Origin of the sequence: Streptomyces sp. NPDC101194, assembly GCF_044767885.1 — a bacterium.
Classification (GTDB): domain Bacteria; phylum Actinomycetota; class Actinomycetes; order Streptomycetales; family Streptomycetaceae; genus Streptomyces.
The window spans coordinates 249,274-264,985 of sequence record NZ_JBIWOS010000005.1; the positions used below are offsets into that span (position 1 = coordinate 249,274).

General features: G+C 68.6%; 12 protein-coding genes. 5 read left to right on the forward strand and 7 right to left on the reverse strand.

The genetic code is table 11. The features are described 5' to 3' along the window. The first annotated feature begins 21 nt into the window (after window positions 1-21). Window positions 22-843 carry a polyphosphate kinase 2 gene (ppk2, locus tag ACIRP2_RS21005; RefSeq protein WP_404252351.1) on the forward strand — a complete coding sequence of 274 codons (822 nt, stop codon included), beginning with the start codon at window positions 22-24 and terminating at the stop codon, window positions 841-843. Here the strand turns inward: ppk2 and ACIRP2_RS21010 are convergent. Continuing rightward, entirely contained in the window at window positions 826-1,737 is a 912-nt protein-coding gene (locus ACIRP2_RS21010) for a universal stress protein (RefSeq protein WP_404252891.1), read from the reverse strand. The two genes, ppk2 and ACIRP2_RS21010, sit on opposite strands and share 18 nt — an antisense overlap. Window positions 1,738-2,061: 324 nt before the next feature. On the opposite strand from ACIRP2_RS21010, the gene ACIRP2_RS21015 reads away from it, so the two are divergent. The 3 genes from ACIRP2_RS21015 (at window position 2,062) to ACIRP2_RS21025 (ending at window position 4,718) form a co-directional block, all read left to right on the forward strand. Beyond that, a complete protein-coding gene (locus ACIRP2_RS21015; protein ID WP_404252353.1) occupies window positions 2,062-3,408 on the forward strand; it encodes a nicotinate phosphoribosyltransferase in 1,347 nt (448 codons plus the stop codon). A gap of 177 nt (window positions 3,409-3,585) precedes the next feature. After that, complete coding sequence (locus ACIRP2_RS21020) at window positions 3,586-4,047, forward strand: cyclic nucleotide-binding domain-containing protein (RefSeq protein WP_404252893.1); 462 nt, start codon at window positions 3,586-3,588, stop codon at window positions 4,045-4,047. Window positions 4,048-4,094: 47 nt separating this feature from the next. Next, window positions 4,095-4,718: a CBS domain-containing protein gene (locus ACIRP2_RS21025; RefSeq protein WP_404252355.1), complete on the forward strand. Its 624-nt coding sequence runs from the start codon at window positions 4,095-4,097 to the stop codon at window positions 4,716-4,718. 359 nt (window positions 4,719-5,077) lie between these two features. Here the strand turns inward: ACIRP2_RS21025 and ACIRP2_RS21030 are convergent, their stop codons facing one another. The 6 genes from ACIRP2_RS21030 to ftsH form a co-directional block, all read right to left on the reverse strand. Next, window positions 5,078-6,589, reverse strand: coding sequence for an ATP-binding protein (locus ACIRP2_RS21030; protein ID WP_404252357.1), 1,512 nt, complete (start codon window positions 6,587-6,589; stop codon window positions 5,078-5,080). A gap of 224 nt (window positions 6,590-6,813) precedes the next feature. After that, window positions 6,814-8,574, reverse strand: a complete 1,761-nt coding sequence (locus ACIRP2_RS21035; RefSeq protein WP_404252359.1) for a GAF domain-containing protein — start codon at window positions 8,572-8,574, stop codon at window positions 6,814-6,816. Window positions 8,575-8,970: 396 nt separating this feature from the next. After that, window positions 8,971-9,435 carry a universal stress protein gene (locus ACIRP2_RS21040; RefSeq protein ID WP_404252361.1) on the reverse strand — a complete coding sequence of 155 codons (465 nt, stop codon included), beginning with the start codon at window positions 9,433-9,435 and terminating at the stop codon, window positions 8,971-8,973. 362 nt (window positions 9,436-9,797) lie between these two features. Next, entirely contained in the window at window positions 9,798-10,952 is a 1,155-nt protein-coding gene (locus ACIRP2_RS21045; protein WP_404252363.1) for a site-2 protease family protein, read from the reverse strand. A gap of 608 nt (window positions 10,953-11,560) precedes the next feature. Next, a complete protein-coding gene (locus ACIRP2_RS21050) occupies window positions 11,561-12,094 on the reverse strand; it encodes an HPP family protein (protein WP_404252365.1) in 534 nt (177 codons plus the stop codon). After that, a complete protein-coding gene (gene ftsH / locus ACIRP2_RS21055) occupies window positions 12,060-14,099 on the reverse strand; it encodes an ATP-dependent zinc metalloprotease FtsH (RefSeq protein ID WP_404252367.1) in 2,040 nt (679 codons plus the stop codon). Before ftsH ends, ACIRP2_RS21050 begins: the two co-directional genes overlap by 35 nt. Window positions 14,100-14,573: 474 nt before the next feature. Between ftsH and ACIRP2_RS21060 the strand changes: the two genes are divergently transcribed. Next, on the forward strand, window positions 14,574-15,650 hold the full coding sequence (locus ACIRP2_RS21060) for a YbhN family protein (RefSeq protein ID WP_404252369.1): 1,077 nt from the start codon (window positions 14,574-14,576) through the stop codon (window positions 15,648-15,650). Window positions 15,651-15,712: the final 62 nt, after the last annotated feature.

Sequence of the window (15,712 nt, forward strand, 5' to 3'; positions counted from 1 at the left end):
TCTTCTCCGTAACGTCATCCCATGTCGGACGGAAAAGGTTCGGGTGGGAGCGGAAAGTTGCCGCGCTCGCTGTACGAGCGCGAGCTGTACCGGCTCCAGACCGAGCTCGTGAAGCTCCAGGAGTGGGTGCGGGCCGAGGGCGCGCGGCTCGTCGTGGTGTTCGAGGGGCGTGACGCGGCAGGCAAGGGCAGCACGATCAAGCGCGTCACCGAGTTCCTCAATCCGCGGGTGGCACGTATCGTCGCGCTGCCGCGGCCCACTGAGCGCGAGCGCGGTCAGTGGTATTTCCAGCGCTACGTCGAGCAGTTGCCGACCGCGGGTGAAGTGGTCCTGCTCGACCGGAGCTGGTACAACCGCGCGGGCGTCGAGCGCGTCATGGGCTTTTGCACCATGGAGGAGCATCAGCGGTTCCTTCACCAGTGCCCGATCTTCGAACGGATGCTGGTGGAGGACGGCATCCTGTTGCGCAAATACTGGTTCTCGGTGAGTGACGCGGTGCAGGAGCAGCGATTCCGGCGCCGGCTGCAGGATCCCACCCGCCGATGGAAACTCTCGCCGATGGACCTGGAATCGATCACCCGCTGGGAGGCCTATTCCCGGGCGAAGGACGAGATGTTCGTCCACACGGACATCTCGGAAGCTCCCTGGTACGTGGTCGAGAGCGACGACAAACGTCGGGCACGGCTGAACATGATCGCCCATCTCCTGTCGACCGTGCCGTACGAGGAGGTCGCTCCGCCGGTGATCGAACTGCCTCGGCGGCCTCCGGCCACCGGATACGAACGACCCCCGAGGAACCTTCAGACGTACGTGCCCGACCACGTGTCACAACTCAGGAAGTGAGGTGGGGGTCTCACCCGGCACGGCCCCGAGAGGTACGACGGCCACCGGACAGTCGGCGTGGTGGAGCAGGGTGTGGCCGACTCGACCGAGCTGGAGTCCGAGGTGGCCACGGCGGCGATGCGCTCCGACAACGATCAGGTCCGCAGCAGCCGAGCGCTGGACCAGAACTTTTGCAGCCGTCCCCTCGACCGCCGCCGAGTGCAGCCGAACTGCCGGGTGATCGCGTACGGACTCAGCCACCGCTTCGTCTATCACGGTTGCCGCGCGTTCCTTCCAGTAGAGGTGCGGCTCATCGGCAGTACGCGGATGATCGGCCGGATCGTGCGAGGGACAGCGCCAGGCATGTACGGCATCCAGGTCGCACCCCCTGGCCTCAGCCTCGGAGAAGGCGAACCGGACCGCCGCCCCACCCCTCGCAGGGGCCCCGATTCCCACGAGGATCCGCCCATGCGCGCCTGCGATGCCGACCCTGTCACCGCGCACGACGATCACGGGACAGAGTGCCCGCGCGGCCACGGCCGGGCTGACCGAGCCGAGCAGAAGTCCGGTGAGCCCGCCACGACCTCGCTCCCCGGTGATCAGCGCCTCGGCATGGCACCCCTCGCGCAAGAGAGCGGTCACCGCGTCCTCGGGCGTCACCTCGGCCGAGACGTCGACGTCCGGGTGACGGCGACGGGCCTGCTCGACAGCAGTTCCGACGATGCTGTCGGCCGGCGCCCGCTCCGGGGGTCGGCCCAGCCTGAGCGCCGGCGCGGCGCCCTCGTACCGCTCCCACCCGGACGCGTACACCAGCCGCAGCGGCACCCCACGAAGTGCTGCCTCGTCGACGGCCCAGTCGACCGCCCGCAGGCTGCCCTCCGAACCGTCCACACCCGAGACCAGCGGCAGCTTCATCATCCCCACCGCATTCCACTCGACCGGACAAGAAGTATCTGCCTTCACAGTCGCACTGGAGCACGCCGTTCGTGAGGACCGGTTCGGCCCGGATACGGGACGTTCGGCCCCCTTCGTGGACTGGTTGGTCCTCGGACACGGCGTGCCATCGGGTAGCGGCAGAAAAGACTCGGCGGCGCTGGATGCCTCTCCGGCGTCCGGCTGGCCCACGAGACGCAGGAGGCCGATAGTGGAGGGAGGAATGCACGGTGGTACGGCGCGAGTGCACGGGGGCGGGGCGGCGGTCCCGGAAGGGGTGACGCGGCGGGGAGGAAGGTGCCGTCGATGTCGAACGCCACGAGCACCGACCTCTATGAGGTCACGATGGCTCAGTCCTATCTGCGCGAGGGCATGACACGGTCGGCGACGTTCAGTCTGTTCGTGCGCAATCTGCCACCGGACCGAGGCTTCCTCGTCTGTGCCGGGCTGGATTCCGTTCTCGATTTCCTCTCCGCCTACCATGTGGACGCAGATGACGTGGATGTCTTCGCCTCTGTGCTGGGACGACAGCCAAAGGATCTGGCACCGCTGCTCGGCCTGGAATTCAGAGGCGAGGTCCGGGCAGTACCCGAAGGGCACATCGTGCTGGCCGGAGAACCTCTGCTGGAAATCACCGCTCCCCTCCCGCAGGCCCAGCTCGTTGAGACCTACGTACTCAACCAGCTCAACCACCAGACCTCCGTCGCCTCCAAGTGCGCCCGGTGTGTCCTGGCCGCCGACGGTCACCCGGTGGTGGACTTCTCCCTGCGCCGCACTCATGGCATCGAAGCCGGACACCGGGCCGCCCGGCTGGGTGCCATGGTCGGCTTCGCCGGGACCAGCGATGTGGCGGCCGCCTACGCGGAGGGCCTGACCGCTGTCGGCACGATGGCCCATTCGTACATCGAAGCGTTCGGTGCCGAGGAGGCCGCGTTCCGGGCATTCGCCCGGTCCCATCCGGGCCCGGTGACATTTCTCGTGGACACCTACGACACCGCGGCAGGCATGGCCACGGCAGCGCGTGTCCTGCGCGATCTGGGCCTGGGCCCCGGGTGCGCCATACGGCTGGACAGCGGCAACCTCGGAGCCCTGGCCGTACAGGCGCGGACGATCCTCGACACCGCCGGCCTCCGAGAGACACGGATTGTGGCGAGCGGTGGTCTCGACGAGTTCGCGGTGGACAGTCTGGTCCGGTCCGAAGCGCCCATCGACACATACGCGGTCGGCACCCGGATCGGCGTCTGTGCAGACACCCCCTACCTGGATTCCGCATACAAACTGGTCGAATACGACAGTCGGCCCGTGATGAAACTGTCCTCGGCCAAGGTGACGGCGCCGGGGCGCAAGCAAGTGTTCCGAAGACCGGGATACGCGGATCTCATAGCCCTCGTCGACGAGCAGCCACCGCCGGACGGCGTCCCACTTCTGAAGTCGGTCATGCGGAAGGGGCGACGCGTCTCAGAACGCGCAGACCTGGACACGGCCCGGCGAAGGTTCGTGGCCGACCTCGCCGCACTGCCGCCCGGGGCCCGCACCATAAGAGCGCCGGTCGCGCCGAGAGCGGAACCCTCACGACGCCTCAGCTCACTCACCACAGATGTCCGCCGCCATGTCGAAAGGAATCTCTTGGGGGGCACTCACGAAGCAGCCTGATCCGAACTCGCGATCGTGCGCGACGAACGACTCGGCAGACAGGGCACCAAACGTCCAGAGCTCGCGGAGTTCGCCCGCCCAGGGCCGAACGGGACCACGGCAGGGGCCGGTGGGCCCATGTCCATGAACCGACTGCCCAGCGATGCTGAATCCGTACGCTGCCTTAGGAGGTCATCGATGAGTGCTTCTCCGACTCGTATCACCACAGCCCTGCCTGCCCAGTACCGTGCCCGCCTGATGGGGATCGGGCAGGAGGTCAATTTCGAGCAGGGAACCCGCCTCTTCCAAGAAGGAGACCACGCAGACCGCTTCTGGATCCTGCGCTCGGGCACCGTCACGCTGGACATCCACGTACCGGGCAGTTCCCCGGCAGCGATCGAAAGCCTCGGATCCGGAGAACTGGTCGGCTGGGCCTGGCTGTTCGAACCTTACGTCTGGCACCTCGGAGCAGAGGCGATGACGCCTGTGCGTACGCATGAGTTCGACGCGGCGACGGTACGGATGATGATGGACGCGGATCCCGCCTTCGGTTCGGCCATCGGCCATTGGGTCGGGCAGGTTCTCGCCCACCGGTTGCAGGCCACTCGGATCCGTCTGCTCGATCTCTACGCCCCTCATGGCAGCGGCGGGTTTGTGTGAGCACGCCGCCCTGCCACCATCCAAGAGCCACGTCCGAGGAGCGCCTCATGGCTGCATCCCGGTACACAGTCAGCGACGTCATGACCCACACGGCCGTGGCCATCGGCCGCGAGGCCTCGTACAAGGAGATCGTCGAGCTGATGCATCAGTGGAAAGTCAGCGCCGTACCGGTCCTCGAAGGCGAGGGCCGCGTCGTCGGGGTCGTCTCCGAGGCGGACCTGCTACCGAAGGAGGAATTCCGGCAGGACGACCCGAAGCTGCCCGGCCAGTTGGAGGAGGCGTCCAAAGCCGACGCCGTGCTGGCCGAGGAACTGATGTCGAGTCCGGCCGTCACCGTCCACCCCGACGCCACGCTCGCCGAGGCCGCCCGCATCATGGCGCGCAAGCGAGTGAAACGACTGCCCGTGGTGAACGATCTCGGCATGCTGGAGGGAGTCGTGAGCCGCAGCGACCTGTTGAAGGTGTTCCTTCGCCCGGACGAAGAGATCGACGAGGAGATCCGATCCGCTGTCGTCGCCGAACTCTCTCCCCCGGACCGGGTGGAATTCTCCGTGCTGGATGGCGTCGTCACACTACGGGGACCTCTCCGGAACCGTTCCCTGGTGCCACTCCTGGCTCGGGCCGTCCGCGCGGTCGAAGGCGTCGTGGACGTGCGCATGGAGCTTGACTGAAGTTCCCTCCAGGCACTGCGTCCCACGGCATCCGGTCCGGCTCTGCCGCGCGAGCGGTCGCGCCCCAGCAGGGATGGCGAGCGGCCGAAGTTCCTCCGGCGGAGTGCACTCGACCTCTACGCCGCACCGGGCCGACCCCGAAGGCGGCATTTCACGGCCTGACACGCGGCCGTCCTTCGCCCGCAAGCCGCCTGTCCCGCCGGAGCACCGAAACCCTCCCGCCCCGGACCAGGACGGCCACCAGGCCGCACAAACACCCGGCCTACCCCACGCCACGACGTGCACACCGTCGGCAGACCAAGCACGAGACAGAAGAAGTCAACGACTCCACGACCACGCCGCACAGGTTAAAGATCAAGTTAGAGCTCCCGGTAGAGATGTTCAAGATCTACGAGCAGGACGTCGCCACGCGCGTGCGCCGCGTGCAGTTCGGGACTGAATCCCGCAGCGCCGTAGAGGGCCGGGCGAACCTGGCTGACATCCTCACGTGACGTGAGCCCCTCCACGATGCGCCACAAGCGTTGCAGATGGTGGAGGTCCATGCCTGTGTGCCATCGTGCGAGCCCGACTGACAGAAGGCGGCCGGTCATGTCGCCGTCCTGTCTGCGGATCACGACCTCGGCATCGAGCCTGGCAGTCGCCGACGGGTCGCCGAGGGAGCCATGGGAAGCAGTGACATTCTCGGCACCGAAGGCAGACGACCCGGCGGAGCAGGCCGCCCAGTCCCTGCAGACCTGGGCGAACCGGGGGCCGGCGACGAGAGTGTCGAAATCGGCTCGTGCGCCCTGCCACACCGTCTCGGCGTCGCTCTGCTCAAGAGCGGCTCTGCGCGGGCGTGCCACGGCGTGCTCGAACGCGAGGAGCGGGTCTGCGATGCGATGACGCGTGATCCCCGGCTGCAGTCCATCCGCCTGAGATTGGAGCAGACCATGGTCGCGGAGCAGTCCGAGAGCGCGTGATGCGTCGGTGAGCTGCTGTCCCAGGAAAGTGGCAATTTCGCCGTGGGTCGTGCATCCACTGGCCAAGGCAGCGAGTACGGAGTGAGAAACCCCGTGGCTCCAGGGCCCGGTCTCCTCGTCGAGAAGGTGGCGTGCCTCGTGGAACAGCGGCGTGCATGGATTCAGGATGGTGCGGCAGACCCAGGCATCGAAGTCGTCGCGATCGACGGGAACATCGTCGTTCACGTAGTCGTGCCGGTAGGCAGGCGTCCCGCCGACGACCGTGTAGACGAGGAAGGCGAGTTCCGGGTCGTCGATGCCCCACAGTTGCGCGGCCTTGCGGAAGTCCAGGGGCTGGATGTCGAGCTTCAGAGCGGCGAGGGCGTGCAAGGGCGATGAAGGTGCGAACAGCCGGGTCATGACCGGTGCGGTCTCACCGCTGAGCAGCAATCGCACACGGTTCTCCAGCGGTGGTCTGTCGAGGTGCCGAAGTGCACCGTGGATGACCGACGGCAGAGCCGGGCTCGCCGCGACGAGATCGGGGAACGAGTCGATGATCACAGGAAGTGGCCCTGAATCCCCCAGCGCCAGCAACGCATCCATACCCTCCCGCCAGTTGCGCCAGTGACTGGGCTGTGCGACCTGCCGGTATCGTGCGTACTCCTCGCCCAGCCTGCGCAAAGACTCGGCTTCGGTGGCTTCCTGTCCGCAGAAGTAGAACCCGCCCGTGGCGCGAGCCACCGATTCCAGCAGGAGGGTCTTGCCCTGGCGTGGCCGCCCCATGACGACGCCCAGGCCCGTTCCCGGATGCGGATTGCGTGAGAAGGACATCAAGGCTGCCCATTCGCCCTCCTTGTCGAAAAGGCGATCGGGCTTGGCTGAGCGATCATGGTTCTCGGCCGAACTCTGTAGGCGTCCGTGTACGGCATTCACGCCACGCACCTCCGGAAGCAGCTGAGTACTACTCCATTCTCGGCCTCGTGGCAATCAAGCGCGCACTGTGATCGCCTGGGCGGCGAGATACGGGTCGTCCATAGGGGCGGGCCCGATGTGGGTGACGCCGAGCCGGGTGCCGAGCGCCACATCCGGGCAGCGGCCATCGCTGCGCGCCCACGGCCGCCCCACCCGGTGCCCGGCATCGTCACGGGCGACCGGTCTCAGGACAGCCGCAGTGGCACACGCCAGCTCAGCCGGGTGCCGCCCTGCCTCGACGCCCCCACACTCATCTCACCGCCGAGTTTCCCGGCGCGCCGTGCGAGGTTGTCGAGCCCGCTTCGGGCGCCGCTGTCCTCGGGCATGCCCACGCCGTTGTCGGACACGACAACGCTCAGTACCCCCTCACCCACCACCAGCGAAATATCCACCGCCGTCGCCCCTGCATGGCGGGCGACGTTGCTCAGCGCCTCACCGAGGACCGCGATCACGTGCTCGGCAATCTCGGCCGGCACATCCGTATCGATCAGCCCTCCCATCCGCAGGGACGGTTGGAATCCCAGAGTTCGTGCGGCCTGCTCGACCGTGGTCACCGTCCGGGCACGCAGCCCCTGGCCGGCACGGCCCGAGTCACGGGCGCGGAGTCCGAAGATGGTGGACCGGATGATCTTGATGGTCTCGTCCAGATCGTCCACCGCGCGCAGCAACCGCTCACTCGCCTGGGGCTGTTCCACGAGCCGCACCACGCTCTGCAGCGTCATGCCGGTGGCGAACAGCCGTTGAATTGCCAGGTCGTGCAGATCCCTGGCGATGCGGTCCCGTTCTTCCAGCAAGGCGATCTGCTCGGCGGACTCGCGCCGTTCGGTGAGCTCCATCGCCAAGGCCGCCTGACCGGCGAACGCCAGCAGGGGTTGGGTCTCCGCCTCGGTGAACGCGGGACGCTCCCGTACCCGGGCCAGCAGCAGCACCCCACGGGTCCGCTCCCCCGTCACCATCGGAACCGCGACGGCCGGGCCGAGACCGAGCCACCTCGGGGGGCCTTCGGTGATCCTGGGATCGTGGGCGACATCCAGGCTGGTGATCGGCTTTCCGGCGTCGAGAGCCGCCCCGACGAACGATCCCTCACGTGGCAGGATCAGACCGCGATGCATCTCGGCGTCCACACCCGCTGCCAGCACCACGCGGAGGGCCTTCCCCTCGGCGTCGGTGGGAAGTGCCAGGACACCGAGATCCGCGGCGAGGATACGCGAGGAGTGATCGACGATCCTGCTCAGGATACGCGTTTGGTCCTCTCCGCCCAGGAGGCCCGCGATGATCTCGCTGTTGGCTTCCTGCCAGCGTTGGCGGTCGCGCGTCTGGGCATACAGACGCGCGTTCTCGATGGCGAATCCCGCTGCCACCGCGAGTGTCGAGAGCAAGGTCTCGTCCTCGGTGTCGAATGGGCGGCCGCCCCGTTTCTCGGTGAGATACAGATTGCCGAACACCTTGTCGCGGACCCGTATGGGAACCCCCAGGAACGAGTGCATCGGAGGATGGTTCGGCGGAAACCCGTAGGACGACGGATGCTCGGAGATTTCCGTGAGCCGCAGCGGCTCGGGGTGGCGGATCAGCTCGCCGAGGATGCCGTGCCCTTCGGGCAGGAGGCCGATGGCCTCGCGCTGCTCCCCCGTGATGCCCACCGGAAGGAACTGGGTGAGTTGGGTTCCGTCGCCGACGACCCCAAGAGCTCCGTACTCGGCATCGACCAGAATGACCGCAGCCTCGACGATACGGTGCAGCACCTGGGGCAGGTCGAGCCCTCTGCCCACCGACATGACGGCGTCCAACAGGACAGCCGCCTCGGCAGGACCGCGCTTCACGGTGTCGAGACGGCCCTGGAGGTCCTCCGGCAACGTGCTCAGCCGACGGCGTTCCACGCCGCAGCGATCAGTTCCGTTGTCGCCCACGGTGCCTCCGTCTCGCCCCGCTCCCGGGGCCGGCCACATATCCAACGTTAGGGGCGCGCACCGAGAAGCACCCGGTGGAACCCGCATCGGAGATACAGCTCCAGCCCGGCGACGTCTCCCACGCCACTACCGAGCAGGAGAACCATTCCGCCTTCCAGCGACGGACACGGCCCCAGGACAGATCCCACAACTCACAACTGGACCGAACGATCACAAGGTGGTGTACATGGACGAACGAGCAGAGGTGCGGAGGAAGCCCCTGCGCGACACTCCGACGGGGCCGCCACGTCTCATCGCTCCGCACGGGGTGCGAGGCGCGATCGCCATCGAACGAGGGTGCCAGGAACTCGGCCTTCCACGATCAGCGAAGCAGGCGCTCGGCCATGGGTGCGGCCGGCATCGAGGGTGCGGCGACGGTGGGGCAGACCGCGTTGTTCAGGTTCCGTGGCCCGATCCGCGGACCACGACGACGGGGCACGGGGCGTGCTGCACGCAGTGCTGGCCGACCGAGCCCAGAAGTGCCTCGTTGAATCTGCCGTGCCCCCGGTTGCCCACAACCAGCAGGCGTGCTCCCGCAGCGGCATCGAGCAGTACGGCAGCCGGGTGCCCGTGGGCCGAGATGGGGCGGAGGTCGACCGGCCGTCCCGGGCCCGGGCCGAGGGCCTCGTCGATCGCCTGGTCCAGGATCCTGCGTGCCCGCTTCTGGTAGTCGGCCGGATCCTTGTCCGTGGGCGGGGCCAAGCCGTACCAGCCCGTCGGGAAATCCCAGGCGATCGTCGCGTCGACCACGCCACCGATCAGTTTCGCCTGGCCGACCGCCCACCGCAGGGCTGCCTTCGACGATTCGGAGCCGTCGACGCCCACCACGATCCGCGGGGCTGGTGTTGCTTCATCGCTCATCACGCACCTGCCTGGTCGCGCTTGGTGTCCCGTACTCACGATCCCTGCTGCAACCTCGGACCGCCATCTCAACAGGGCATCGATGATGTGTGCGACGACTGTGTCCCGCAGCCCTCGCACCGGCGCAGCAGTGCCCGGCCACTCGGACAGGCACAAGGCCATGCGTGGGTCACGAACGGACTGCGGGGCTGCGTCGGCTGCTGCCTCTGTCGTACGCGGAACACGACCATGCCGGTCATGGCCTCCGGCATCGTGAACCGCCCGCGCAGCACCAGCACACACGTCGCCTTCCCGGTCTCCGGGATCAGCGTGACCCGACAAGGTCCGCCAGGTGCTCGCCGGACGGTCAGTCGGCCACCCCGTCATGGGCTACCGACACCGTGCGGCCCTCTCGGGGCGGGGTTCATCAGCCAGGTCAGCGTACGGCTGACGTCCGACAGCGACAGGATGCCGACGAGTCTGCCCTCGTCCATCACCAGGACCCGGTGCTCGGCCCCCGGCTCCATGCGGGGCAGCAGATCCGCCAGTGAGTCCTCCGGGCCCGCAATGGCGGTCTGTGACAGCGGTACCATCACCTCGCCCACCGTCACCGTCCCGCTCTTCTCGGTCGTCACCCGCCTGGCGCCGTCCAGCGTCACGAGCCCGACCGGTGCCCCGTCCACACCGCTGACCGGAAACGCCGAATGCCGGTACCGGTACCGTGGATCGGCCAGCAGGTCCGCGATCGTCAGCACCGCCGGCACCGTGAGCGGATCCCTTGTCATGGCATCACGCACCGGGACACCGGCAAGCACACCGCGCAGGTGCGCCTGCCTCCCCTCAGCGGTGGCGGCGGCAATGAGGAACCAGCCGATCAAGGCCATCCAGAGCCCACTGAAACCGCCGCCTCTCATGAACACCACAAGCCCCAGCGCAACGAGCAGCCAGCCAAGGACGCGTCCCGCCATGGTGGCCCCGGCGGTCGCTCGCAACCGGTCTCCCGTACGCCACCACAGGAAGGCACGCAACAGCCGCCCGCCGTCGAGCGGAGCGGCGGGAAGGGCGTTGAAGACGGCGAGCAACAGGTTGATGCCCGCAAGCCAGGCCACCACCTCGATCAGCAGCCCGGGCGCGGACAACAGGGCGAGCAGCCAGGTGCCCAGCACGAAGAGCCCGCCTGTCAGAAGGCTGACCAGTGGGCCAACACCCGCGATCCGCAGTTCCGCCCCCGGGCTCGACGCCTCCGACTTCAGCCGGGCGACCCCGCCCAGCAGCCACAGCACGATGTCGTCCACGGCCACCCCGTTGCGCCGCGCCACCACGGCGTGCGCCAATTCGTGGGCGAGCAGAGAAGCGAGGAAGACCACGGCAGCCCCGAGGCCGGCCAGCCAGTACACCACCGGGGCATGGCCCGGATACGCATGCGGGAGACGACCCTGCGCGAGTCCGAACGCGATGATGCCGAAGATGAGCACCACGCTCCAGTGGACCCCGATCCGGACCCCCGCGATCCGCCCTAGCGTAAAGGTCGCCCGCACAGCGTCTCTCCCGTACTCGAACCCGGACCGGCACGCAGCCGTGATGACCGCTCCAGAGCGACGCCGAGGGCGTAGACCCCGACGTCCCGGGGTTTTCGTGTGATTCGTGCGAGTCCGTGGACAAGCGCTCCACATGAAGGCCGAAACGACACCCTTCAATCGTGCGGCCGAATTCTCGCTCCGTCGATCCTCGCCCAGGAATGCCACGATCCGGGCGGCGGCACGGTGCCGAACAGGTGACGCCACACCCACCGCATCCGCCTGCCTGGCCCTGAACGCCGGTGCTCACCCTCACAACGAAATCATCGCGGACCGGAGCGCGGTGCGGCCCCAGCAGGCCGGGCGCCGACGGCAACAGCCACCTCACACAGGAGACGAACCGTCCCGCATCAGGCTGGAGTTCATGCCCACCCAAGCCGAACGGAACGATCACGTTCGAAAGGCGGATGGCATCCGACACCTGAGACCGCAGGCGGGCGAACAAGGAGGCGCGGGACCTCGCCTGCGCGCTCGGTGCCCTCACGGACCTGGCGCCGAAGCCAGGTGACACCAGGACAGCCGTACCAGGTGTCACCTCGATAGTCACGCCTCAGCTCGGTCGTGCGCGCTCAAGGAACCGCCGCTCCACGGTAGCCCCGCCGAGGCGGGAGCCCGGGCAACACCGTGGACGGAGCCCGCGGCCGCGTATCGGCGGGGTCCTTCTGCGCCGGACGACCGGCGAGGGCCGTGACGATGTCGGCAGCGGTCAGCATCCCGGCGAGACGCCCGTCTTCCTCCAGCACCGGCAGAGCGTCGGCTTCGGTACAGCTCATGAGGTCGGCTGCGTGGCGTACGGTCTGCTCGACACGTACAAGGGCCGACCTGCGGGCGGGCAGGAGGTCGCCCACGCGCAGGCCGGACAGCGAAGCGGCCGGTGCCGCACAGACGACCGCCACGTCGGCCCTGTCCAGCAGGCCGGCACAGCGACCGTCCGGGTGCACGACCGGAAGGTGACGGGAGCCGGAACGCTCCAGCAGCTCCCAGGCCACGAGCACGGTTTCGTCGACATCGATCGTGACCACAGAGGTGCGCATCACGTCAGCGACCGTCCGCGCCAAGACCTCCTGCTCACCGTGGCCCGCCCCCGGCTGCTGCTTCTCCATGGTCGCCTCCTTCTTCTTTGCCGGCGCCGCCGCGGCGTCGCGGGGAAGACGTCGGCTCTCCATTCGCCGCGGTGCGGTGGTCGTCCGACCGCTGTTGCGGTTGCTGTTGCTGTCGGAGTACGTCGAGGACCACGGCTCCGTCGACGGTCTCGCGGGTGGTGAGCAGTCCGGCAAGGGTGTCGAGCGCCTCCCGGTGGTCACGCAGCAGAACCACCGCACGTTCCTCGGCCTCCCGCAGCAAGCGCGCGGTCTCCTCGTCGACGATGCGTTGGGTCTGCTCGGAATAGGGCCGGTGCAGCGTCTCTTCGGTGCTCTCGCCGCCGAGGTAGCGGGAGGCTCCGGAACCGTATCCGATGGGGCCGAGGGCTGGAGACAGGCCGAATTCGCGGACCATGCGGGCGGCGAGCTGGGTGGCGCCGGCCAGGTCGTCGGCGGCACCCGTCGATCCCTCACCGAAGACGACCAGCTCGGCCGCGCGGCCGCCGAGCCGGACGGTCAGCAGGTCGGTCAGATAGCCCTCGCTGTACAGGTGCCGTTCGGCCTCCGGAAGCTGCTCAGTGGCACCCAGCGAAGGCCCGGCGGGCAGGATGGTGACCTTGGCGACCGGGTCGGCGTGCTCGCACAGGGCCGCCATGAGTGCGTGTCCGGATTCATGGACGGCCACGGAGTGCCGTTCCTCGGGCAGCAGGGCGTTGGTGGACTCCCGGCGCCCCAGCAACAGCCGATCGCGGGCGTCGCCGAGGCCTTGGGCGTCGATGACGGCACCCCCTGCCCGGACCGCATTGATGGCGGCCTCGTTGACCAGATTGGCGAGGTCAGCACCGGAGAAGCCGGGCGTGGCCCGGGCGACGGTGTCCCAGTCGACGTCCGGCGCCAGGGTCTTGCCGCGGGCGTGGACGGCCAGGATGGCCGCCCGTTCGTCCTGGTTGGGCAGCGGTACGGTCACGTGCCGGTCGAAGCGGCCGGGACGCAGCAGCGCCGGGTCGAGGGCCTCGGGTCGGTTGGTCGCGGCCAGGACGACGATGCCACTGGCCTGGTCGAAGCCGTCCATCTCGGCGAGGAGCTGGTTGAGGGTCTGCTCGCGTTCGTCGTTGCCGCCCAGCCGGGCAGCGCCGCCGCGACGGCTGCCGACGGCGTCGATCTCGTCGATGAAGATGATCGACGGCGCCCGTCTGCGCGCCTCGGTGAACAGGTCGCGCACCCGGGAGGCCCCGACACCGACGAACATCTCCACGAACGCCGAGCCGGTCACCGACAGGAACGGGACCTCCGCCTCACCGGCCACCGCGCGGGCGATGAGGGTCTTGCCGGTGCCCGGCGGACCCACCATGATCACACCACGTGGTCCCTTGGCTCCCGCGACCGCGTAGCGCTCGGGGCTGCGAAGGAAGTCGACGATCTCGCTGATCTCCTGCTTGACGCCCCCGTAGCCCGCGACGTCCTCGAAGCGGGTGGTCGGCCGCTCGGTCTCGATGATCTTGGCGCGAGCCCGCCCGATGGCACTGAGCCCCCCGCCCGGTGTCCTTGCCGCCTGGCGGCCGGCCCACACGAACAGAGAGACGATGAACAGGAGCGGCAGGAACAGCACCAGCAGTGTCCCGAGGGGGCTGCCGCTGCTGCTCCGGGACGCGGTGATCTCCACGTTCTTGGACTCCAACTGCTGCTCCAGGCGACTGTTGTCCAAAGCAGTGGGTATCCGCGTGGTGAATTTCTTGCCGTCCTTGAGCGTTCCCTCGATGGCGCCCTTGTCGTCGATGTCGACCGTCTTGACCTGACCGACGCTCACCTTGCCGACGAACTCGCTGTACGACAGCGACGCGCCCCCCTGGGGGGAGGTGGTTCGCATCAGCACCACGAGCAGCAAGACCAACGCAGCGACGGGCAGCAGCCAGCGAGACCAGGAAGGCCCTGGCGAAGGCACCGGCGGCTTGGGGGCCTCGCGCGGGGGTCCCGGCTTGGCCGAGCGCGACAGATGCCGGCCTGACGGACGAACTGATGTGATCACCGGACGGCTCCCTTGGCAAAGGACGAACCTCGGCGAGACCGTTCCCGCAATGCGAAGAGACATCACAGGTGGGCGTCCCACCTCCAGGATCAACGCCTTCTCCAGCGGGAGCGAACGCACCGTGTCGGGGCCTGGTCACCGCGCGGTCCCGACCGGAGAACCCGGCCGACCGCGACCAGGAGTCCTCACGCACCCCAGCAGACCCTCGGTGCCCAGGTGGAGACCTCCGGGCAGCTGCCACCGGGCTCGGCCCGGCACGCGCGGGACAGGTACAACTCGGCCGAGGTCCGGTGAGCCCGGGACGGGCAGGCAGGCCGTTGCGTGTTCCTACCGCACGGTCGTCGGGTGAGTGGTCCGTCCCTGCGCCTCCTGCCGACGGTTGCGCTCACGACGGGACCGCTGGCGGCCCCGGTAGAAGGACAGATCGCTTACGGCTCGTCTCGTCGGGCGGTGTGGCGCCGTACGGTGGCCGACATGGGCGGCGCGGACGAGAAGGTCGAGCATGGCGAGGGCTTCGTTGCCGCACCCTGCAGGGCGCCACGTCGGCTGTGGTGGCTCGGCTCCGTCGCCCTGGTGGTGATCGCGGCGGTCGTCGCGGTGTACCGGCGGCACGACCTGGTTGCGGCCTCGCACCTGATCACCGCAGTCCGGCTGCCCCGGCTCTTCCTGGTCGCCGGGTTCGAGGCAGCGTCTCTCGGCGCCCTGATCGCACTGCAGCAGCGCCTGCTGCGGATGGGCGGGGCGCGCTTGCGCCCCCAGGCCGTCGGAACCATCGTGCTGGCGGCCAACGCCGTCGCCGGTGCACTGCCGGGCGGGGCGGCGTTCGCGGCCGCGTGGATGTTCACGCAGTTGCGGCGCAAAGGCGTGGGGCAGGTACTCGCGGGGGCGGTGCTTGCCGTCTCGGGAGTGCTGTCGGTGGCCGCTCTCCTTGCGCTGCTGGTGATCGGTGCTCTGGCGAGCGGCCCCACAGAGCTCGGTGTGCTGTGGCCCGTGGCGCTCGGGCTCGTGGCGGTTCTCGGTGTGATGGTGGGAGCTGTCGCTGGGCTCTCCCGTTTCGGGCCGGTACGACGCCGATTCCGGCGGCTGTGGAGGCGGCTCGGGGTACGTTCCCAGCAGCTGCGGAACATCGAGGACGGACTGGTTGCCCTCGGTCGGCACGTCCATGCCGTTCAACCGGGACTGCGCCCCTGGTGGCAGCCCTTCACCCTCGCGCTGCTCAACTGGGCGTGCGACGCGGCCTGCCTCCTCGCCTGCGCATGGGCGCTGGGCATCGGCATTCCCTGGCGCGGGATCCTCGTGGCATACACGCTCACCCAGATCACGGGCAGCCTGCGGCTGACACCGGGCGGTCTCGGTGTGGTGGAAGCCGGCCTGACAGCGCTGCTCGTGCTGTACGGGCTGCGCACCGACCAGGCAATCGCGCTCACGCTGCTCTACCGGGCGGCGAGCTACTGGGTGCTGCAACCCATCGGCTGGGCGTGCTGGCTCGGTCTGACCTTCGGCTCGCGACGCACGAACCACCGCGCCGGAACGGGCCGGCACACCGGATGAGCGCTCCCCGGGTCGTCTCCACGGGGCGCCGTGAGGACCCTTCCGCCCTGATCACCGGGGCA